Below are 20,648 nucleotides of genomic sequence, written 5' to 3'. Positions count from 1 at the left end.
CGTAGGCGGCGTGGTGCTTGTCGTGGTGCAGCTCCATGATCTTGCCGCTGATGTGCGGCTCCAGGGCGCTGTAGTCGTACGGCAGGTCGGGCAGGGTGTAGACGGACATGTGATTCCCTTCGACGGTGCTGGTGTCGTTGCTGGTCACGCTACGACCTGAACCCTCGTTGAGGTCAACCTGTTCCAGGTGACCGCCGGCCAGGTCACGACGCCCAGGTCGCCCCGTCCGGGAATCGGAACCGCGCCACGGACTCGGGGCGCATCTGCGTGGAGTACCCGGGTGCCGTGGGCAGCACGTACGACACGCCCTCGCCGGCGTCCTTCACCACGCACGGGTCGGTGAAGTGCTCGTGCAGGTGGTCCACGAACTCGGTGATCCGACCGTCCAGCGAGCCGGAGACGGCGACGTAGTCGAGCACGGACACGTGCTGCACCATCTCGCACAGCCCGACGCCGCCGGCGTGCGGGCACACCGGGACGCCGAACTTCGCCGCCAGGAGCAGCACCGAGACGATCTCGTTGATGCTGGCGAGCCGCCCGGTGTCGAGCTGGCAGTAGTCGATCGCGCCGGCCTGGAAGAGCTGCTTGAACATCACGCGGTTGTGGCAGTGCTCGCCCGTGGCGACGCGCACGGGGGCGACGCCCTCGCGCACGGCGGCGTGGCCGAGCACGTCGTCGGGCGACGTCGGCTCCTCGATCCACAGCGGGTCGAACTGCTGCAGCGCGCGCACCCACTCGATCGCCTCGGGCACGTCCCACACCTGGTTGGCGTCGATCATGAGGGTGAGGTCGGGGCCGATGATCTCGCGCGCGATGCCGAGGCGGCGCACGTCGTCCTCGAGGCTTGCACCCACCTTGAGCTTCACGTGCCGGTACCCGGCGTCCACGGCCTCCCGGGTGAGCCGGGCCACCTTGGCGTCGTCGTAGCCGAGCCAGCCGGCCGACGTCGTGTACGCGGGGTAGCCGCGACGCTCCAGGTGGGCGATCCGCTCGGCCTTGCCGGGCTCGGCGGCGCGCAGGATCTCCAGCGCCTCGTCGCGGGTGAGCGCGTCCGACAGGTACCGCAGGTCGGCGACGTCCACGAGCTGCTCGGGAGTCATGTCCGCGAGCAGCCGCCACAGCGGCTTGCCGGCCCGGCGGCCGGCGAGGTCCCACGCGGCGTTGAGCACCGCGGCGAGCGACAGGTGCACCACGCCCTTCTCCGGCCCGAGCCAGCGCAGCTGGCTGTCGGCGGTGAGGTCCCGGTAGGTGGCGCCCATGTCGCCGACCACCTCGTCCACGTCGCGCCCGACGAGCAGGTCGGCCTGCTGCCGCGCGGCGAGCACGACGACGTCCGTGCCGCGGCCGATCGTGAACGTCAGGCCGTGGCCCGCCAGCGGCGCGCCCTCGCCGTCCGTGCCGTCGGTGTGCAGCACCACGTAGACGGCGGAGTAGTCGGGGCTGTCGTTCATCGCGTCCGAGCCGTCGGACTCGAGGGACGTGCGGAAACGGACGTCGGTGATCTCGACGTCGGTGATGGTGGGCATGCGCACCTCTTCGTGGCGGTCGAAGCGGGAAACATCGGATGACTAAGCGCAACGATAGGGCCCGGACGCCAGGGTCACAAGGATCCAGGCGCCCGGGCCCGGGCAGAGGTCTGAGGAAAGGCGTCGATCAGCCCGTCTCGATCAGCTCGCGGGGGAGATGCTCATCTCGCCCGCGGGGCACTGCCGGTAGGCGGTGAAGTACCCGTTGGTGGCCAGCGCATTCTCGGCCGTGTCGTCGAGGTAGCTCCACACCGGCTCGCCGTCCACGCGCAGCACCACGCGGGTGCCGCCGGTGACGTCGACGGCCCCGAACGTGACCTCATGGGTCGAGCCGGGCGCGATCACGGTGTTGGGGAAAGTGTCGACCATGAAGACGGCGGGAGCCCACCGCTGCATCTCGATGACGTCCTCCTTGATGACCACGAGGTAGCCCGAGCTGCTGTTGGTCCACTCGGGGCGCCGCCGCGTCGCAGCTGTTCGAGGCGCGCGCGGCCGGGACGCTGCTGGAGGGTGACGGCTCCGCGACGGTGGAGTGACGGTGAGCGCCGCGGTTGTCAGGCGGGGGAGCTGTGGCAGGCGATGTCAGCGACCTGCTCGGGCACGGAGAGGAACGGGGAGTGTGACGCCCTCAGGGCTCGGACGTGGGTGGGCTGCGCAGGGAAGGCGGCGTCCGCGTCGGCGATGAGCCGGCGCTGCACCGCGACCGGGATCACCGCGTCGTGCTCGGTGGTGACATAGGTGCGCGGCACCGATCCCCAGCCGGCGGCGGTCAGCGTGGTCGTGCCGGCCGCCACGCCGAGCGGTGCGTCGGGGTTGAGCATCGTGATCGCCGCTCCGGCGGTCGCGGGGTCGACGTCCCCGTAGAACATGTCGCGCAGGCGCTGGCGACCGTCGGCATCAGCCGGGGTGACGTCGAGGCGCAGCGCTCGCGCGGCGGGGTCGGGGCGGAGCAGCGCGGAGAGCCGCGGGGCCTGGGCGTAGGCGAGCGCGGGCGTGTCCGTCGCGGGCATGAAAGCCGCCAGGTAGACCGCGTGCGCCACCAGCTCGGGCGCCTGCTGCGCGGCCCGGGTGAGCACCGTCCCGCCCATGCTGTGGGCGACCACGGTGACCGGGCGGCCTCCGCCGAGCCGCTGGATCTGGTCGACGAGGAAGTCGCCCGTGCGGTCGAGATCGATGTCGGAGGTGCGCACGCCGGCCCGTAGGCCGTGGCCGGGCAGGTCAACGGCATGGCCGACGCGTCCGGCGGATGCGGTGCGGGCGAGGACGTCCGTCCAGCACCAGGCGCCGTGCCAGAAGCCGTGGACGAAGATGATGGGTGTGCGGGGCATGGCGCCTCCTCCGTCGTGGCGGGTGGTCCCGTCACCCAGGACGATGACGCCTACATCTGTACCTGTCAATCTGGACATGTCAGGATGAGGGCATGTCACTGCGACACGCCCTGCTCGGGCTGCTCGAAGATGGGCCGGCCAGCGGATACGACCTGACGGCGCGCTTCGAGAAGTCCCTCCACGCCTACGTCTGGACGGCCCGGCAGAGTCACGTCTACCCCGAGCTGAACCGCATGATTGCCGACGGCCTCATCGAGGTCGTCGAGCGCGGTGCCCGGGGCAGGCGGACCTACGCGATCACGGGGCCGGGCCGCGCAGAGCTGCGTGCGTGGCTGCTGGCACCTGCCGGCCCCCGCGCGGTTCGCGACGAACGTGTGCTGCGGATGGCGCTGCTGTCCGCCCTCTCGGACGACGAAGCACGACGTCTCGTCCTCGGCTATCTCGCCGACGCCGAGATGGCGGAGTCCCAGCTCGTCGGCGTCGCCGCATCCGCCGACGCCGACGACCACGAGCGGGGCCGGCTGCGCTTCGGCCGCCTGGCCCTCGAGTACGGCATCCGCAGCTTCCGGGCGCAGCAGGAATGGGCCCGATGGGCGCTGGAGCAGCTCGACTCCGCGGCGAAGCTGCTGTAGGCCACCGGTGGCTCTAGACCTGCCACCCGGCCTCCGCTGCCCACGCCTCCGCCCGGGTGGTGATCTCGGCGATCAGGCTGCCTTTGGCGTCCGCGTAGTCGTTCATGCTCGGCCAGTCCCGTGCGGCGAGCTCACGCTTGAGCGCGGCGTAGGCGGCCCGGTCGTCGGCGTCGTGCCGGAGGAGGTCGCGGAACAGCAGGTGCAGACGCTCCCAGTCGCTGCCCGCCGAGCAGACGTGCACGTGCACGTCGCGCGCGGGCGTGCGGACCAGGCGGTGACCGGGCTCGCGGGCGCGCAGCTCGTACCCGGCGGCCAGCAGCGCGGGCAGGTAGGCGCCCTCGTCCTCGACGTCAGGCACGCTGACGTCGATGTCGACGATCGGCTTCGCGGGGAGCCCGCGCACGGACGTCGACCCGACGTGCTCGCCGCCCGTCATGCCGACGCGCCCCACTCCGGCGCCAGCACGGACCAGACCTCGACGTCGAGGCGCTCGTCCCGGTGCAGGTGCTGCCCGCGCAGCACGCCGTCGCGGCGCATCCCCAGCCGGCGGGCGACGGCGATGCTGGGGACGTTCGCGGGCGCGGCCCGCCACTCGACGCGGTGGATGCCGCGCTCCCGGACGGCCCAGTCGATGATGAGCCGGGCCGCCCGCGTCACCAGCCCGCGTCCAGCGGCGGCGGGCTCGAGCCAGCAGCCGGCCTCGGCCGTGCCCTGGGCGACGTCCATCGTGCGGAACAGGACGCCCCCGACCAGCGTGCCGTCCGCCCAGATGCCGTAGAGGCGGCCCGTGTCGGTCGCGGCCTTCTCGGCGTACGAGGTCAGGAACCCGCGGCTCGACGCTAGGTCGGCGACGGCGTCCGGCAGCCCGATGAACCGCCCGACGAAGTCGCGGCCGCGATCCATGTGGGCCAGCAGCTCCTCCGCGTGCCACGGCTCCAGCGGTCGTAGCTCGGCGCCGTCGTCCCCGAGGGACCTCGCGAACATCGTTCCTCCCACGGCCGATGCCGGTCCACGCGACCGGCGTTCGTCGGGGATCCTCCCACGTCGAACGGGACGGACGGCGAACGGGACGGACACGGCGAACGGGACGGACCGGCGCGGGCCGGCCCTCCGCGTAGGGTCGCCGGGTGAACCGGACCGACCGGATGTACGCGATCGTCGAGGAGCTGCGCGCCGTCGCCCCGCGCCCGCGGAGCGCGTCGTGGTTGGCCGTCGCGGTCGCCCTGGGCGGCCTGGCCGGGACGCCGTTCGCGGGCGGCGGGTCGACGGCGCTGCGGAAGATCCTCGCGGCCATGCGCGACGACGACGCGGCCGCCGCGCACGACCTCGCCGCCCGCGTGCACCTGCTCGGGGCGCCCCTCGAGGGGCCCACGATCCCCACCGTCCTCGCCGACGCGATCTCCGCGCGCCGCGTCCTGCGGCTGCGGTACACGGACCGCGAGGGGGCCGCGACCACGTGCGACGTCGAGCCGCTCGGCTTCGTCGGGTCCTCCACCGGGTGGTACCTGCTGGCCTGGTGCCGGCTGCGCGAGGGGATCCGCGCCTTCCGCCTCGACCGTGTCGACCGGGTCACGGCGACCAGCGAGCGGGCGCCACGGCGGGTGGTCCGGCCGGAGGACATCCAGGTGCCGGAGGGCGACCTGCGGACCCTCACCCTCCTGGGCTGACCGTCGCGAACGCCGACGGCCGACTCGTCGAAAACACCGACACAGGGGTGTCGCCGAGGTGCGCACGCCGCAGGGCACCCTCGCCATCGGCAGCACCCGCACCGTCCAGCTGTTCGGCCCCGGCTCCGCGGTGCCCGCGAGCAATCGCACCGCCATCGTGGAGTTCCGCGTCGAGGACGCTGACGCGCTGTTCGCCGGGCTCGACGACACGGTCGAGGTCGTCACCCCGCCGACCATCATGCCGTGGGGCAACCGGTCGCTGCTGGTGCGCGACCCGGACGGGACGCTGGTGAACTGCTTCACGCCCTTGAGCCCGGAGGCGCTGGCGAAGTTCGCCTGATCCACCGGGCGCCGGCGTCGGAACCCGCCGCCGAGGCGGTTCGGCGACGATCTCGGTAGCATTTGGCTGTGGACGAGGAGTGGTTCGAGGAGGCGACGGAGCATAGCGCCGTGGGCCGCGAGGCATGGTCCGTCGCGTGGGAGGCCACGCCGCTCGGCCCCCCGAGCAAGTGGCCGGTCTCGCTGCGTCAGTCCATCCGGCTGTGCTTCTCCACGCGCTTCCCGGTGATGATGGTCTGGGGACCGGACCTGACACTGATCTACAACGACGGCTTCCGCGACATACTCGGCACGGACAAGCACCCGGCCGCGTTGGGAGCGCCCGCGGCGGTGGTCTTGCACGAGATCTGGGACGACATCGGCCCGCTCTTCGACAGGGTCCTGACCACCGGCGAACCGACGTGGAGCCGGGACCTGCCCCTGCTGATGAACCGGTCGGGCTTCGACGAGGAGACCTACATCACGTTCTCCTGCAGCCCGCTGCGGAACGACGACGGCCAGATCGCGGGCGTCCTGGACATCGCGACCGAGACGACGCAGGCGGTCGTGAACCAACGGCGTCTGACGACGCTCGACGAGGTGCACTCCGCCCTGCCGACGTCCTTCACGAACCTGCGGAACTTCGCCCGGCCCGTCGTCGAGGCGATCTCGGCCGGCGCGGATCTTTCGCGGGTCGCCGTCTACGACGTGACCGGCCCCGAGGTCGTCCTGGAGGCGGGAGAGGCCCGGGACCCGGGTGAGATGGCCCTCGTCGCGCGCGCCCTCGGCTCCGGCCAGCTGCTGACGTCTCACGGCATAGTGGTGAAACCTGTGCGCGAGGGGCGCGGGCGGGGCATCCTTGCGGTTCTGGTGCTGTGCGCGACCCCCGCGCAGCCCTGGGACGCGGACTACGCGCGCTTCCTGGCGGTGCTGGTGAGGACGGTCGCTGTAACGCTGCGTGACCTCGTCCGGCGCCGGGGCAGCGACGATGCCCTGCGACGCCGCGCCGTGCTTTCGGAGGAGGAGGGTGCTCGGGCCACCGAGGTCTCCCTCGCCCTGCAACGGGCGGTGCTCACCGACCCGCCGCAGCTCGACGACCTGGAGGTCGTCGTGCACTACCAGCCGGCCGAGCTCGAACGGGACATCGGTGGCGACTGGTACGACGCGTTCGAGACGCGGGACGGGGCGACGACCCTGGTGATCGGGGACGTCGTCGGGCACGACCTGAGCGCCGCCGTGGCCATGGGCCAGCTCCGCGCCCTCGTGCGCGCGATCGGCTACGACAGCCAGGAGACGCCCGCGAGGGTGCTGGAACGGGTCGACGCGGCGATCGCCGGGCTCGCGCTCGGCAGTGCGGCGACCGCCACCGTGCTCGTCGCCCGCATCGAGCAGACGGCGGGGCAACGCCGCCGCCACGTCCGCATCGTGCGCTGGTCCAGCGCGGGCCACCTGCCCCCGATCCTGGTCCGCGCCGACGGCAAGACCGAGATCCTCAGTGCCCGCAACGACCTCCTGCTCGGCGTCGTCCCGTCGGTGCCCCGTTCGGAACATACGATCGCGGTCCATCCCGGCGACACGCTGGTGCTCTACACCGACGGGCTGGTCGAGACCCGGAAGGACGGCCTGCGCGACCGCCTCGACGAGCTCGCCGCGGTGCTCGAGGGCACCCACGCCACCGACCTGCACGCCGTCGTCGAGGCGGCCCTGTCCGGCATGCTCACCGGGACGATCGACGACGACGTCGCGCTCATCGCGGTGCGCTCCCACCCGCAGGGTCCTGCGCCGTCGGGCGGCTCCGTCAGCCCGTGACGCCGTCGCGAGGGCTCCCGGGGCGAGTCGTCGATCATCGTTGGATCGGAGTTGAGCTGCCGCGGGGACGACCGGTCTCACACCGGATTCGGCCGGAGCGTGATGGCGCGGCCCATAGGCTGGGTGGGTGACCTCCACAGCCCCCGCCGTGCAGCGGCCGGGCGGCACCCCGAGCGTGCCGCCGCGGCCCTGGTGGCTCGTGGCCGCCGGGCCGGCCGCCGTCCTCGTCGCCGTCCTCGCCGTGCTGTGCGCCGGGGCCTACTCGGGCGCGTTCCAGGCCCTGAGCGGGTTCGTCGACCCCGGCGCGGTGGTGCGGTACGGGCTGCCCGTGCTCACCGTGCTCACCGAGCTCGGCGTCTCCGTGACGCTCGGGGCGCTCCTCGCCGCCGCGTGCCTGCTGCCGCCCGGGCGCGCGCAGAGCCGGGTGCTCGCCGCCGCCGGGGCCGCAAGCGCGGTGTGGGCCGTCGCCGCCGTCCTGCAGCTGGTGCTGCGCTACTCCAACATCTCCGGCACGTCGCCCACCTCCCCGGCGTTCGGGCAGGGGCTGGCGCAGTTCGTCACCGATCTCGACCTGGGCAAGCTCTACCTGGCGATCATCGTGGTCGCGGCGCTCACGTCGGCCCTCGCGATGGCGGTGCGCGGCCCGGTGGGCGCCCTGTGGACGGCGGCGCTGCCGGTCGCGGCCCTCGCCATGCAGTCCACCACCGGGCACGCCGCCGGCGCGGCCGACCACGAGTTCGCCGTCGGCGCGATGCTGCTGCACCTCGTGGGCGCGGCGGTGTGGGTGGGCGGCCTGGGCGCCCTGCTCGTGGTGGTGCTCGGCCCGGCCGGGAAGGATGGTGGGCAGGACGGCGGGCGGCCCACCGGCGACGGGCGCGCGACGGCCGCCGCGGTCGCGCGCTTCTCGCCGATCGCCGGCTGGTGCTTCGCCGCGGTAGGCATCTCCGGGGTGCTGAACGCCTGGATCCGGCTGGAGTCGGTGGGCGATCTGCTCACGCCCTACGGCATCCTGCTGCTCACCAAGGCCGTGCTCCTGGTGGTGCTGGGCGCCCTCGGCTTCGGGCACCGGATGTGGGTGGTGGACCGGCTGGGCAAGGCCGTCGGGGCGGGCGCGGTACGCCGCCTCTTCTGGCGCCTGCTCGCGGTCGAGCTGCTCGTCATCGGGGCCGTGTCCGGGGTGGCCGTGGCGCTGGGCTCCACCGCGCCGCCGGCGGGTGACGACGTGCCCGTCGACGTCTCACCCGCCTTCCAGCTCACCGGCGAGCCGCTGCCGCCCGAGCCGACCATGGCGCGCTGGTTCACCGAGTGGAGCCTGGACCCGCTGCTGGCCTTCGCCTGCGTGGCTGGGCTGGTGGTCTACGTGCGCTGGGCCGTGCGGCTCGCGCGCCGCGGCGACAAGTGGCCCCTGAGGCGCACGGTGTCGTGGTGCCTGGGCATGGTCGTGATGTTCTGGGTCACCAGCGGCGGGCCCGCCGTGTACGGGCACGTCATCTTCAGCGGCCACATGGTGCAGCACATGGTGTTGGCCATGCTGGCTCCGCTGTTCCTGGTGCTCGCCGCCCCCGTGACCCTGCTGCTGCGCGCCATCCCCGCCCGCAAGGACGGCAGCCGCGGCCCGCGCGAGTGGGTGCTGGGGCTCGTGCACTCGCGGTTCGGCCAGTTCCTCGCCCGGCCGGTGGTGGCCGCGGTGCTCTTCGCCGGCGGCATGATCGCGTTCTACTACACGCCGGCATTCGAGTTCGCCCTGCGCAACCACGCCGGGCACGTGTGGATGATCGTGCACTTCACGCTGGTGGGATACCTGTTCGCCAACGCGCTGGTCGGCATCGACCCGGGCCCGAAGCGCCCGCCGTACCCGCAGCGGCTGCTGCTGCTCTTCGCGACGATGGCGTTCCACGCGTTCTTCGGCGTCGTGCTCACGTCCGGCACCTCGCTGCTCGTGGCCGACTGGTTCGGCAACATGGGCCGGTCGTGGGGGCTGCCCGCGATCGAGGACCAGCAGCGCGGCGGTGGCGTCGCGTGGGGCATCGGCGAGCTCCCGACGCTCGCGCTGGCGATCGCCGTCGCCGTGCAGTGGACGACGTCCGACGAGCGTGAGGCCCGCCGCCGCGACCGCAAGGCCGACCGCGACGGCGACGCCGAGCTCAAGGAGTACAACGCGATGCTCGCCAAGATGGCCGAGCGCGAGGACGACGGCGGCCCCGCGCCTCGGTGAGGGCCGTGCTGTGCTCACCATGCAATAAACTGACACCGGACGTAAGATTCATCGGGTGAGTGTGACATCGGGTGCGGGTTTCGTCGGTCGTGGCGCCGTGCTGTCGTCGTTGACGGACCACCTCGCTGCGATCGAACGATCCGGTGCCGGCAGGATCCTGGCCGTTCGAGGGCGACGGCAGGTGGGCAAGTCGACCGTCGTCGAACGGTTCGTCGAGCGGATCGCGCGGCCGTCTGCGTTCGTGACGGGGGTTTTCGGGGCGCCCACCCGCCAGCAGCTCGCGGACGCGACGCGGGCGATCGCGGAGTCTCGCCGCCCGCTCCCGGACGCGGAGCTGCTCACGGCGTCGACGGCGACGTCCTGGCGCGAGTGGCTCGGCAGGCTCGCGCTCGCCGCGCGCTCCGGCCCGATAGTCGTGGTTCTCGACGAGTTTCCCTGGATGGCTGCGGCCGACCGGACGCTCGAGGGCGAGCTGCAGGTGCAGTGGGATCGAGTGCTCGAGAAGCTTCCCGTGCTGCTCATCCTTGTCGGCTCGGACGTGGCAATGATGGAGCGGCTCGCCGAGCACGGCCGACCCCTGTACGGACGGCTGCGACCCTTGGTGGTCTCCGCGCTCGACCCGGCCGAGGTTGCTGAGGCGCTCCCGGGCAGGCCGGCATTCGAAGTCTTCGACTCGTACCTGGTCACCGGCGGGTATCCCCGCCTCGTGACGGACCTTGCCGTCGACGCGGCGGGCACCGCCGCCGGCTACGTCCGCCACGCGCTGACGGACCCTTTCAGCCCGCTGGTCACCACGGCGCGTCTCAGCCTTGACGCGGAGTTCCCCGAACCGCAGACGGCGTCCCAGGTGCTCTCGGCGATCGGTGCCGACGAGACGGCCAGGCCGGGATTCAACGACGTGCTCTCGACCATCAGCGAACCCACGGAGCGCAAGCGGATGGAGACCGCCGTGTCGCGCGCCCTGCGGACGCTGACGGAGGTCAAGGGGCTGATCGAGCGCGAACAGCCTGCCTGGGCGGAACCCTCCTCGAAGCTGCGTCGCTATCGCGTCACCGACCCGTACCTCCGCTTCTGGTTTCGCTACGTCGAGAAACAGACCGAGCGGATCTCGCGCGGACGACCCGACATCGCCGTCGCGGCCTTCGACCGCGACTGGTCGAGCTGGCGAGGGCGCAGCATCGAGCCCGTGGTCCGCGACGCTGTCGGGCGATGGACCAGGGGCCGGACAGAGCTGGCCGACGTGGACGTGGTCCGGCCGTGGTGGGTGCGCGACGGAAGCGTCGAGGTCGACGTCGTCGCCCAGGCACCCCGACACACCGCGATGATCGGCAGCATCAAGTGGCGCGAGTCGGGCGGAGTCACCGCCCGCGAGATCGACCAGCTTCGGCATCACCGAGACCAGGTCCCGCGCAGTGCAGACGCTCTGCTCGCCGCGATCAGCCCGAGCGGGGAAGCACCGGCCGGGGTCGACGTCGCCCTGTCGGCCGAGGACCTGCTTGCCGCGTGGCGTTGAAGCACGCGACGGGTCAGAGCAGCCCGTCGACCACCTTCGCGGCCAGGCCGAACGCGGTGGCCCAGCGCTGCAGCACCTGCACGGGCTGCCCGAGCAGTGCGGCGGCCTCGCGCAGCAGCAGCGCGTCGCCCGCCTCGGAGCGCTCCGGGTCGCGGTCGAGGCCGGCATCGGGCCGTCGTTCGGACTCCGGGCGGTGCGCGTCGCCCAGCAGCAGCGACCCGCCGCCGGCGCCCGTATAGGGGGTCAGGGCGAGGTGGACGTCGGCGTCGAGCAGCTCCGGCGCCGCGGTGCGCAACCGCTCGCGCACGTCCGACAGCGCGGGGCTCTGCGCGGACGCGGCTTCGCGCAGGAGGGTCGTGCCGCCCAGGACGGCGGGCGCGGTGGGGTCGAGGTCACGACCGGGGACGGCGACCCGCAGCACCTGGCGCACGTCATGGTGCACGCCGACGTGGGCGGCCTCGTCCGGGAAGAACCGGTCCAGGTCGGCGCCGACGGCGACGAGCACGCGCCGCGCCACGACCTCGCCCCGGGACGTGCGTACCAACGTGCGCCCGGTGCCCGCCTCGAAGGTGAGCGCCGTCGTCGACCACGCGACGTCGGCCCGCGGTCGGGTGTCGAGCCAGGCGGCGAGGGAGCGGAGGGCGTCACGAGGGTCGACCCGCAGGTCGAGCGGGAGGAACGCGCCGCCGACGACGACGTCGGCGGGAACGTGGGCGCGCTCGGCCGTCAGGGGGGCGCCCAGGAGCTGTGCGTCGCCGTCGCGGGCGGCGACCAGGTCGTCGAGCACCGCGAGCTCGTCCGCGGACCGCGCCACCACCACGGCGCCGGTGTCCTTGACCCAGAACCCGGCCTCGCGGCCCAGCTTGAGCCAACGCTCGCGGGACGCGAGGGCGCAGGACAGGGTGACCGCGTCCTGGGTGGTGACGGCCACGTGCCCGCTCCGGCGCGCGGACGCCCCGTCGGGCCGCGGGCCGCGCTCGACGACCACCACCGAGCGCCCCCGCGCGTGCGCTTCGATCGCGTGCGCGAGGCCCACGATGCCGGCCCCGACGACGACGAGGTCGGCTGAAGCGGGCAGGGGCGGCTGGTGGGCGGTGCGGGGCGACGGCAGTCTCACGACGAGACCGTGCCCGATGACGGCGCCCCTGCTCAACCGCAGGAGGCACCCTGGCGAACAAGTTCAGGCAACGTTCATCCGGAGTTCCCCGTGGGCCCGGAACCCGCCTGCTCGGCAGACGCTGTGGTAGACCGGCGTCGTGACCCAGGACACACCGACCACCGCGACCGATCAGGCGCCCCCTCCCACCCCGTTCCACGACCTCGACCGCTACCTGGAGGTGCCGCGCGTCGGCGGGCTCGCGCTGAGCCCCGACGGCTCGCGCCTCGTCACTACGGTCCAGAGCCTCGACGCCGAGCGCACCGGCTGGACGACGGCCGTCTGGGAGGTCGACCCCGCGGGCGCGGCCCCGGCCCGGCGGCTCACGCGCAGCCGTAAGGGCGAGTCGTCCGCCGTGTTCACGGCGTCGGGCGACGTGCTGTTCACGTCCGCCCGTCCGGATCCCGACCCCCGACCCGGCGCCGAGAAGGACGTCGGCGAACCGAGGCCCGCGTTGTGGCTGCTGCCCGCGGACGGCGGCGAGGCGCGCGTGGTGGCGACGGCGCCGGGCGGGCTGGGCGGCGCGCTGGCTGCCCGGGAGTCCGACGTCGTCTCGGTGAGCGCGCCGGTGCTGCCACGCGCGGCCGGCCTCGCCGAGGACGCCGCGCTGCGCACGGAGCGCACCGACCGCAAGGTGTCCGCCATCCTGCACGCCGGGTATCCGGTGCGGTTCTGGGATCACGACCTCGGGCCGGACGAGGAGCGCCGGTTCGTGTTCTCGCCGGTCGAGCCTGTCGAGACCGGCGGCGTGGTCTCGACCCTTCGACAGGCTCAGGAGGGCGCAAGCTCGACCGACAACTCGATCGGCAAGGATTCGCTACGGCAGCTCACGGGCGCGGGGCGTCAGCTCGACGAGCACGAGGCGGCACTGAGCCCGGACGGCGGCACGCTGGTCACGACGTGGGCCGTCTCGGACCCCGGCGCCGCGCGCCGCACGATCCTCGTCGCGGTCGACACCGCCACGGGAGAGCGTCGCACCCTGGTGGACGACCCCGACGCGGACGTCTTCGGCCCCGCCGTCTCCGCCGACGGCCGGTGGGTCGCGTACGGGTCGGAGACGATCACGACGCCCGAGGATGCGCCGGTGATGCGGCTCGGCCTGGTCGCCCTCGACGGGGACGCCGACCCCGAGGTCCTCGCCGACGACTGGGACCGCTGGCCGTCGTCGGTCGCGTGGCTGCCCGACGGCTCCGGGCTCGTGCTGACCGCCGACGAGGACGGCCGCGGGCCGGTGTTCCTGCTGACCTTCGGCCTCGGCGGGCCGGGGCCTGAGGGTTCGGGCACGTCCGAGCTGGTCACGGTGGAGCGGGTGACGGCGGACGACGCGACGTTCTCCGACGTGCAGGTCGCGCCCGACGCCTCGGCCCTGTACGCGCTTCGCACCAGCTACGCGGCGCCGTCCGAGCCGGTGCGCATCGACCTCGCCGGCTTTGTCGCGTCCGGCGCGCCGGGGGAGCGCACGCCAGTCGCGGCGGCCGTGCTCCGCGGGCCGGTGCCCGCCCCCGCGCTGCCCGGCACCCTTACCGAGGTGGAGACCACGACGGCGGACGGCGCGCGCGTGCGCGCCTGGCTCGCACTGCCGGAGGGCGCGTCCTCGGACGCGCCGGCGCCCCTGCTGCTGTGGATCCACGGCGGGCCGCTGAGCTCGTGGAGCGCCTGGAGCTGGCGCTGGAACCCCTGGCTGATGGCGGCGAAGGGGTACGCCGTCCTGCTGCCCGACCCGGCGCTGTCCACCGGCTACGGGCAGGACTTCGTGCAGCGCGGGTGGGGCGCCTGGGGCGACGCGCCGTTCACCGACCTCCTGGCGATCACCGACGCCGCCGAGGCTCTGCCCGAGATCGACGAGACACGCACCGCCGCCATGGGCGGATCGTTCGGCGGATACATGGCGAACTGGGTGGCCGGGCACACCGACCGGTTCGCCGCGATCGTCACACACGCCAGCCTGTGGGCGCTCGACCAGTTCGGCCCCACCACCGACTCCGGCTTCTACTGGCAGCGCGAGATGACGCCCGAGATGGCGGAGGCGAACAGTCCCCACCGCTCCGTGGCCGAGATCCGCACCCCGATGCTCGTCGTGCACGGCGACAAGGACTACCGCGTCCCGATCGGCGAGGGCCTGCGCCTCTGGCAGGAGCTGCTCACGAAGTCGGGCCTGCCCGCCGAGGACGACGGCACGACGGTGCACCGGTTCCTATACTTCCCGGACGAGAACCACTGGGTGCTCGCGCCCCAGCACGCGAAGGTCTGGTACCAGGTGGTGCTGGGGTTCCTCGGCGAGCACGTCCTGGGCGACGAGACGGAGCTCCCCGCCTATCTCTGACGGATCGCTGGTTGAGCCTGTCGAGACCGCTGGTTGAGCCTGTCGAGACCGCTGGTTGAGCCTGTCGAAACCCGCTGGTTGAGCCTGTCGAGACCGCTGGTTGAGCCTGTCGAAACCGACAGGCTCAACCAGCGGGATCAGGTGGGGGTGACGATGAGGTCGACGAGGACCTCGAGCATGGAGTTGGGGTCGCGGCGGGCGGTGGCGGCCGGGAGCATCGCGGCGCGCTGACCGGCCTCGTGCGCACCGAGGAGCAGGTCGATGGCGACGTGCTCGTCGACGGCGAACCGCAGACCGAGCGCCGACATCACCCGGTTCAGCGCGGCGATCATCTCCTCGCGCAGCTGGTGCTGCTGGTCCACGTAGCGCTGCGCGACCTGCGGGTCGCGCAGCGCGAGCAGCTCGAACTCGAGCTCCATCACGGTCCAGGACTGCTTGGCGGCCGGGTCGGGCAGCACCGACGCGATGACCTCCCGCACGGTGGTGCGGAATCCGTCCTGGGTGTGCAGCGTGGCGGGGTCCACCGTGGCCACCGACCGCTCCAGCGCGCCCAGGTGGGTGCGGGCCTCGCGCTCCGTGAGCGCGAGGAACAGCTCCTCCTTGCTCGCGAAGTTCGAGTAGAAGGCGCCGCGCGTGAAGCCGGCCGCCTCGCAGACGGCCTCGATCGATGCCGCCTGCACGCCGACCCGCGCGAATACCTCGAAGGCGGCGTCGAGCAGGCGCTCGCGGGTGCGCTCGCGGCGGGGCGAGCGGGCCGCGGCGTCGTCGGGGGCGGCGCTGTCGGTGGTCAGGGGTCCTCCTCGGTTCCGCCGGGTTCCCGGCCCGACCGGGCGTCGTCCCGGACCGGCCTCACTCTAGCCAATACAGCGACGTATCGGATACGTTGGTGCATCGGATACAGTGCCGTATCGAACCCCTGCTCCGTCGTCCCGGGAGATCCTGTGTCCTCCGTCCTGTACTCCCTCGGCCACTGGGCTGCCCGCGCCCGACGCCTCGTCGCCATCGGCTGGGTCCTGGTGCTCGCCCTGGTCGGCGGCGCCGGCGCGCTGCTCTACCAGGGATTCGACAACTCGGTGACCATCCCCGGCACGGAGTCGCAGGACGCGCTGGACAGCCTGTCGTCCACGTTCCCCCAGGTCAGCGGCTCGTCCGCGCAGGTCATCGTCGTCGCCCCGGACGGCTCGACGATCGAGGACGCGGCGGTGCGCGGCCCGGTCGAGGACACCGTCGACGAGATCGGTGACCTCGAGCAGGTGGCCGCCGTCACCTCGCCCTACGACGACCAGTCGCCCGCCTCGATCAGCGACGACGAGCAGGCCACGCTGCTGACCATCCAGCTCGACGGCGACCAGTCGCTCATCACCGAGGACACCAAGGAGTCGCTGCAGGACGCGACCGACGACCTCGCCACCGCGCTCCCGGCCGGCTCCGAGACGAGCCTCGGGGGTGAGCTCTTCAGCGTCGAGTTCCCGGCGCTGACCGTCACCGAGGCGATCGGCGTGGTCGTGGCGCTCGTCGTCCTGATCCTCACCCTCGGCTCGTTCGTCGCCGCCGGCCTGCCGCTGGTCAACGCGCTCATGGGCGTCGGGGTCTCGATGCTCCTGCTGCTCACCGCCACCGCCCTCGGGCCGATCAACTCGACGACGCCGATGCTCGGGCTCATGCTCGGCCTCGCGGTGGGGATCGACTACGCGCTGTTCATCGTCTCCCGGCACCGCGAACAGCTCGGCCAGGGGCTCGGCGTGGAGGAGTCGATCGCCCGGTCGGTCGCGACGGCGGGCTCGGCCGTCATCTTCGCCGGCCTCACCGTGATGATCGCGCTGGTGGGCCTCGGCGTCGCCGGCATCCCGTTCCTCACCGTCATGGGCGTCGCCGCGGCGTTCTCCGTCGGCATCGCCGTGCTCGTCTCGCTCACGCTGCTGCCTGCGCTGATGTCGCTCGCGGGGGAGCGGCTGCGCCCCCGCGAGCCGCGCGCCGCGCGGTCGTCCCGCAAGCAGGCCGGCAAGGGCAGGCGCGTCGCTACGCCGGCGTCCGGCGTGCGGCACAACCGGTTCTTCGACGCATGGGTGCGGGGCGCCACCCGCTTCCCGGTGCTGACCATCGGCGTCATCGTCGTGGCGATCGGGGCGCTGACCCTGCCGGCCATGAACCTGCGACTCGCCCTGCCGGACGCCGGTTCGCTGGCCGAGGACAGCCCCGCGCGCGTGACGTACGACCTGGTGGGTGAGGAGTTCGGCGACGGCTTCAACGGCCCGCTGATCGTCACCGGCTCGATCGTCACCAGCAACGACCCCGTGAAGCTCATGGACGACCTCGGCGACGAGATTGCGACGCTGCCCGGTGTCGCCGACGTGCCGCTGTCCACGCCCAACCCCTCCGCGGACACCGGCATCGTGCAGGTGGTGCCCGAGGGCGGGCCGACGTCGCAGGAGACCAACGACCTCGTCACCGAGATCCGCGCCCAGCACGACCATTACCTCGACAAGTACGGCGTCGACCTGTCCGTCACCGGGTTCGCCGCGGTGGGCATCGACGTCTCCGACAAGCTCGGCGCGGCGCTGGTGCCGTTCGGCCTGGTCGTCGTCGGCCTGTCGCTGGTGCTGCTCACCATGGTGTTCCGCTCGATCTGGGTGCCGATCAAGGCGTCCCTCGGCTATTTGCTGTCCGTCGGCGCGGCCTTCGGCACCGTGGCCCTTGTCTTCGAGAACGGCGTCTTCGCCGACGCGCTCAACGTGACCACGCTGGGCCCCGTCATCAGCTTCATGCCGATCATCCTCATGGGCGTGCTGTTCGGTCTGGCGATGGACTACGAGGTCTTCCTCGTTTCCCGCATCCGGGAGGACTACGTGCACGGCGGCGACGCACGCAGCGCGGTGCGCACCGGCTTCCTGGGGTCGGCCAAGGTCGTCACGGCCGCGGCCGTCATCATGTTCGCCGTCTTCGTCGCCTTCGTGCCCGAGGGCGACATGACGCTCAAGCCGATCGCGCTCGGCCTCGCGGTGGGCGTCCTCGTGGACGCGTTCGTCGTGCGCATGACGCTCGTCCCCGCGGTCCTCGCGCTCCTGGGCGAGCGGGCGTGGCACATGCCGCGCTGGCTCGACCGCCTGCTGCCCACGTTCGACGTCGAGGGCGAGGGGCTCGCCAAGGAGCTGCGCCTCGCGGAGTGGCCCGAGCCCGGCGCCTCCGACGCCGTCGTCGCCCGCGACCTCGAGGTCGCCGGGCCCGACGGCGCCGGGCGGGGGCGGCCCGTCGTGGGGCCGGTGAGCGTGCGCGTGCCCGAGGGCGGCACGCTGTGCGTGCACGGCGACGCCACCGCGCCGGTGTCCGCGCTGCTGCTCGCGCTCGCCGGGCGGATGTCGCTCGACGCGGGCGCCGTGAAGGTGACCGGCCTGGTGCTGCCCGAGCGCGCCATGACGGTGCGCGGCCGCGTCTCCGTGGTCGACGCGCTCGCGGAGCGGGGCCGCCCGGCGGCCGCGGTGGACGCCGCCGTGCGCGACGGCGCCCGGGTCGTGGTGGTGGACCGCACCGAGGTGGTGGCCGACCGGCCGGACCGGGAGGAGCTCGCGGGCGCGCTCGCCCGGGCGCAGAGCCGCGGCGTCGCCGTGCTGCTCGGCGCCAGCGGCATCGCCGCGACCGACCTGCTCGACGACGGCGCGGGCCGCGAGGTCCCGGTGCTCGACGTCGGGGCCGGCTGGGGCGCCCCGAGCGTGCTCACCGGGGCGGCGGTGCCGCCGCCCGTCCCGCTGGTCGGGCCTGTCGAAACCCAGGACCCGCCGGTCGAGCCTGTCGAGACCCCAGGCTCGACCAGTGATTCGAACGACGAGAACACCCACGTGCAGGAGGTGCGGGCATGACCGCCCCGACCATCATCCCGACCCCAGCCGGCACGGTGCGCCGCAACCCCTGGCGCATCGCCGCCGTCGCGCTGCTGCCGATCATGGTGCTCGGGCTGCTGCTCGCCGCGCTGTGGAACCCGCAGGACCGGCTCGACCAGGTCCCCGCGGCCATCGTGAACCTCGACGAGCCGGTAGAGGTGGACGGACAGACCGTGCCGCTCGGCCGCCAGCTCGCGTCCGGCCTGGTGAGCGGCGGCGCGACCGCCGACGGCGCCAAGGCCGCCCGGCCCGACACGGACGCCACGAACTTCGACTGGACCATCACGGACGCCGACAGCGCGGCCGACGGCCTCGTCGACGGCACCTACTCCGCCGTCGTGACGATCCCGGAGGGCTTCTCCGCGGCGGCGACGTCCTTCGGCGGGGACGACGCGTCCTCGGCGCGGCAGGCGACCGTCGACGTCAGCACGCCGCCCGGCGGCCGGGTGGCCGACGACGCGCTCGCCCGGGTGGTCGCCGCGACGGCGACGTCCGTCATGTCGTCCAGCCTCACCGAGACCTACGTGGACAACGTGCTCGTCGGCTTCGACCAGCTCGCCGACGGCATCGGCGAGGCACAGGACGGCGCCGTCCAGCTCGCCGACGGCGCGGACGAGGCCGCCGGCGGGGCCGGGCAGCTCGCCGACGGCGCGGGCAGCGCCCACTCGGGTGCCGACGAGCTCGCGGGCGGCGCCGACCAGCTCGCCGGCGGCGCTTCCGAGCTCGCGGGCGGCGCCGGCCAGCTGGCCGACGGTGTCGGGCAGAGCGCGTCCGGTGCGGACGGCATCGCCGGCGGCGTGGAGGACCTCGCCTCGGGCACCCGCGGGCTCGCGGGCGGTGCCCGTGAGCTGGCCGACGGCCTGGGGGACCTCGATGAGCAGGCCGGGCAGCTGCCCGAGCAGGCGAAGCAGCTCGCCGACGGCTCCGACCAGGTGGCGACCGGCGTCGAGGGGCTCGCCGGCCAGCTGTCCGCCGCCGGCGAGACCGCCGACGGCACGCTCGCCCAGATCGGCACCGCGCTCGGGTGCGCGGGCGGCGCCTCGGCCGTGGACGACCTGCTGCCGCCCGAGGTCCGGGAGCTCATGACCGACGAGCAGGTGCAGGAGATGGGGGAGGGCCTCGCGGCCCAGTCGTCGGAGACCTGCACCCAGATCGAGGACGCGCAGCAGCAGATCGACACGCAGGGCGGGCAGCTCGACCAGCTCAGCGCCGGCGCGCGGGAGGTGGCCGACGGCAACGCGGCGCTCGCGTCCGGCCTCGGTGAGCTGTCCGGCGGCGTCGGTCAGCTCGCCGACGGCGCCGACGGCCTCGCGGACGGTGTGGACGAGACCGCGGACGGCGCGGGCGACCTCGCGACCGGGGCGCGCGGCCTGGCCGACGGGCTCGGCCAGCTCAGCGGGGGCGCCGACACGCTGGCGTCCGGGGCGACCGAGCTCTCCAGCGGGACCACGGGGTTCGCGTCCGGCGCGGGAACGCTGTCGGACGGGATCGGCGACCTGGCGTCCGGCGCGGGCGACCTGTCGGACGGCGTGGGCCAGCTCGCGTCCGGTTCGGACGACCTGGCGTCGGGCCTCGGCGAGGCTAAGAACCAGATCCCGACATACACGGACGACGAGCGCAAGACGCTGTCGTCGGTGGTGGCCGAGCCGGTGGCCGCGCCGTCGGCGAGCGGGCTGAGCACCGGCGCGTCGGGGCCGCTGTTCGCCGTCGTGGCGCTCTGGCTGGGGGCGCTGGCCCTCATGACCGTGTTCCCGCCGGTGTTCGCGCGGGCCCTCGGCTCGACGCGGGACTCCGTGCGCCTGACGCTGTCCGCGTTCGCCGTGCCGGCGGCCGTGGCTGCGGGCACGGGCGTCGCGGTGGGCGTGATCCTCGCGGCCGTCCAGGACCTGGACCTCGGCGGCTGGGTGGGGGCGATCCTCGTGGGCGCCGCCGCGTCGGTGGCGTTCGTCGCCGTGCACCAGGGCTTCCTGGGGCTGCTCGGCAACCTGGGGCGGGGGATCAGCCTGCTGATCGCCGTCCTGGTGATCGCCACGGGGGTGGTCGCGACCGTCCCGGCCCTGCTCCAGGGCGCGGTCGACCTGCTGCCCGTCGGGGCGGCGCGGGAGGCCCTCACGGCGATCGTGATCCCCGCGGCGGGCGGCCTCGGCACCCCGGTGGCCGCGCTGGTCGTCTGGGGGCTGGCGGGTCTGACGCTCGCCACGCTCGTCACCGCGCGTGGGCGTCGGCTCGGCGTGCGGGTGCTGCTGCGCACCTGACGCCGGTCGTCCGGGGTCGCCGGAGGGGCCG

At 73.5% G+C, this 20,648-nt stretch carries 16 protein-coding genes and 1 pseudogene; 9 read left to right on the top strand and 8 right to left on the bottom strand.

Annotation, left to right across the window (positions count from 1 at the left end; genetic code table 11):
* From AC1C2V_RS08385 to AC1C2V_RS08370, 4 genes and pseudogenes are all read right to left on the bottom strand, one after another.
* A pseudogene (locus AC1C2V_RS08385) lies at nucleotides 1–109 on the bottom strand (superoxide dismutase); the annotation flags it as partial.
* A gap of 94 nt (nucleotides 110–203) precedes the next feature.
* Nucleotides 204–1,526, bottom strand: coding sequence for an L-fuconate dehydratase (locus tag AC1C2V_RS08380; protein WP_495389116.1), 1,323 nt, complete (start codon nucleotides 1,524–1,526; stop codon nucleotides 204–206).
* Between the two features lie 141 nt (nucleotides 1,527–1,667).
* The gene (locus tag AC1C2V_RS08375; RefSeq protein WP_495389115.1) at nucleotides 1,668–1,949 is read right to left on the bottom strand and encodes a hypothetical protein; all 282 of its coding nucleotides are present in this window, start codon (nucleotides 1,947–1,949) and stop codon (nucleotides 1,668–1,670) included.
* Nucleotides 1,950–2,080: 131 nt separating this feature from the next.
* Complete coding sequence (locus AC1C2V_RS08370; RefSeq protein WP_495389114.1) at nucleotides 2,081–2,854, bottom strand: alpha/beta fold hydrolase; 774 nt, start codon at nucleotides 2,852–2,854, stop codon at nucleotides 2,081–2,083.
* 92 nt (nucleotides 2,855–2,946) lie between these two features.
* Here AC1C2V_RS08370 and AC1C2V_RS08365 point away from each other — a divergent pair, with 92 nt between their 5' ends.
* Nucleotides 2,947–3,486 (top strand): PadR family transcriptional regulator, encoded by a 540-nt coding sequence (locus tag AC1C2V_RS08365; RefSeq protein WP_495389113.1) that lies wholly within the window; start codon nucleotides 2,947–2,949, stop codon nucleotides 3,484–3,486.
* Between the two features lie 13 nt (nucleotides 3,487–3,499).
* Here the strand turns inward: AC1C2V_RS08365 and AC1C2V_RS08360 are convergent, their stop codons facing one another.
* Together AC1C2V_RS08360 and AC1C2V_RS08355 are read right to left on the bottom strand one after the other, a co-directional pair.
* Nucleotides 3,500–3,922 carry a GrpB family protein gene (locus tag AC1C2V_RS08360; protein ID WP_495389112.1) on the bottom strand — a complete coding sequence of 141 codons (423 nt, stop codon included), beginning with the start codon at nucleotides 3,920–3,922 and terminating at the stop codon, nucleotides 3,500–3,502.
* The gene (locus tag AC1C2V_RS08355; protein WP_495389111.1) at nucleotides 3,919–4,470 is read right to left on the bottom strand and encodes a GNAT family N-acetyltransferase; all 552 of its coding nucleotides are present in this window, start codon (nucleotides 4,468–4,470) and stop codon (nucleotides 3,919–3,921) included. Before AC1C2V_RS08355 ends, AC1C2V_RS08360 begins: the two co-directional genes overlap by 4 nt.
* A gap of 143 nt (nucleotides 4,471–4,613) precedes the next feature.
* Between AC1C2V_RS08355 and AC1C2V_RS08350 the strand changes: the two genes are divergently transcribed.
* From AC1C2V_RS08350 to AC1C2V_RS08330, 5 genes are all read left to right on the top strand, one after another.
* Nucleotides 4,614–5,153: a helix-turn-helix transcriptional regulator gene (locus AC1C2V_RS08350; protein WP_495389110.1), complete on the top strand. Its 540-nt coding sequence runs from the start codon at nucleotides 4,614–4,616 to the stop codon at nucleotides 5,151–5,153.
* 58 nt (nucleotides 5,154–5,211) lie between these two features.
* Complete coding sequence (locus AC1C2V_RS08345) at nucleotides 5,212–5,493, top strand: VOC family protein (protein WP_495389109.1); 282 nt, start codon at nucleotides 5,212–5,214, stop codon at nucleotides 5,491–5,493.
* 68 nt (nucleotides 5,494–5,561) lie between these two features.
* Nucleotides 5,562–7,280, top strand: coding sequence for a PP2C family protein-serine/threonine phosphatase (locus tag AC1C2V_RS08340; RefSeq protein ID WP_495389108.1), 1,719 nt, complete (start codon nucleotides 5,562–5,564; stop codon nucleotides 7,278–7,280).
* Between the two features lie 127 nt (nucleotides 7,281–7,407).
* Nucleotides 7,408–9,495, top strand: coding sequence for a bifunctional copper resistance protein CopD/cytochrome c oxidase assembly protein (locus AC1C2V_RS08335; RefSeq protein WP_495389107.1), 2,088 nt, complete (start codon nucleotides 7,408–7,410; stop codon nucleotides 9,493–9,495).
* 55 nt (nucleotides 9,496–9,550) lie between these two features.
* Complete coding sequence (locus tag AC1C2V_RS08330; protein WP_495389106.1) at nucleotides 9,551–11,008, top strand: ATP-binding protein; 1,458 nt, start codon at nucleotides 9,551–9,553, stop codon at nucleotides 11,006–11,008.
* 13 nt (nucleotides 11,009–11,021) lie between these two features.
* Here the strand turns inward: AC1C2V_RS08330 and AC1C2V_RS08325 are convergent, their stop codons facing one another.
* Nucleotides 11,022–12,125, bottom strand: a complete 1,104-nt coding sequence (locus AC1C2V_RS08325) for an FAD-dependent oxidoreductase (protein ID WP_495389105.1) — start codon at nucleotides 12,123–12,125, stop codon at nucleotides 11,022–11,024.
* A gap of 139 nt (nucleotides 12,126–12,264) precedes the next feature.
* Between AC1C2V_RS08325 and AC1C2V_RS08320 the strand changes: the two genes are divergently transcribed.
* Nucleotides 12,265–14,487: a S9 family peptidase gene (locus AC1C2V_RS08320; RefSeq protein WP_495389104.1), complete on the top strand. Its 2,223-nt coding sequence runs from the start codon at nucleotides 12,265–12,267 to the stop codon at nucleotides 14,485–14,487.
* Between the two features lie 137 nt (nucleotides 14,488–14,624).
* Here the strand turns inward: AC1C2V_RS08320 and AC1C2V_RS08315 are convergent, their stop codons facing one another.
* Nucleotides 14,625–15,167 carry a TetR/AcrR family transcriptional regulator gene (locus AC1C2V_RS08315; RefSeq protein ID WP_495389103.1) on the bottom strand — a complete coding sequence of 181 codons (543 nt, stop codon included), beginning with the start codon at nucleotides 15,165–15,167 and terminating at the stop codon, nucleotides 14,625–14,627.
* Nucleotides 15,168–15,428: 261 nt separating this feature from the next.
* Here AC1C2V_RS08315 and AC1C2V_RS08310 point away from each other — a divergent pair, with 261 nt between their 5' ends.
* Both AC1C2V_RS08310 and AC1C2V_RS08305 read left to right on the top strand, forming a co-directional pair.
* On the top strand, nucleotides 15,429–18,341 hold the full coding sequence (locus AC1C2V_RS08310) for an MMPL family transporter (protein WP_495389102.1): 2,913 nt from the start codon (nucleotides 15,429–15,431) through the stop codon (nucleotides 18,339–18,341).
* The gene (locus tag AC1C2V_RS08305) at nucleotides 18,338–20,617 is read left to right on the top strand and encodes a YhgE/Pip family protein (protein ID WP_495389101.1); all 2,280 of its coding nucleotides are present in this window, start codon (nucleotides 18,338–18,340) and stop codon (nucleotides 20,615–20,617) included. Before AC1C2V_RS08310 ends, AC1C2V_RS08305 begins: the two co-directional genes overlap by 4 nt.
* Nucleotides 20,618–20,648 lie beyond the last annotated feature (31 nt).

Source organism: Isoptericola sp. Y541 (assembly GCF_059445465.1).
Note: the sequence above shows the minus strand (reverse complement) of the source record. Positions and strands in the feature narration are given on the sequence as shown.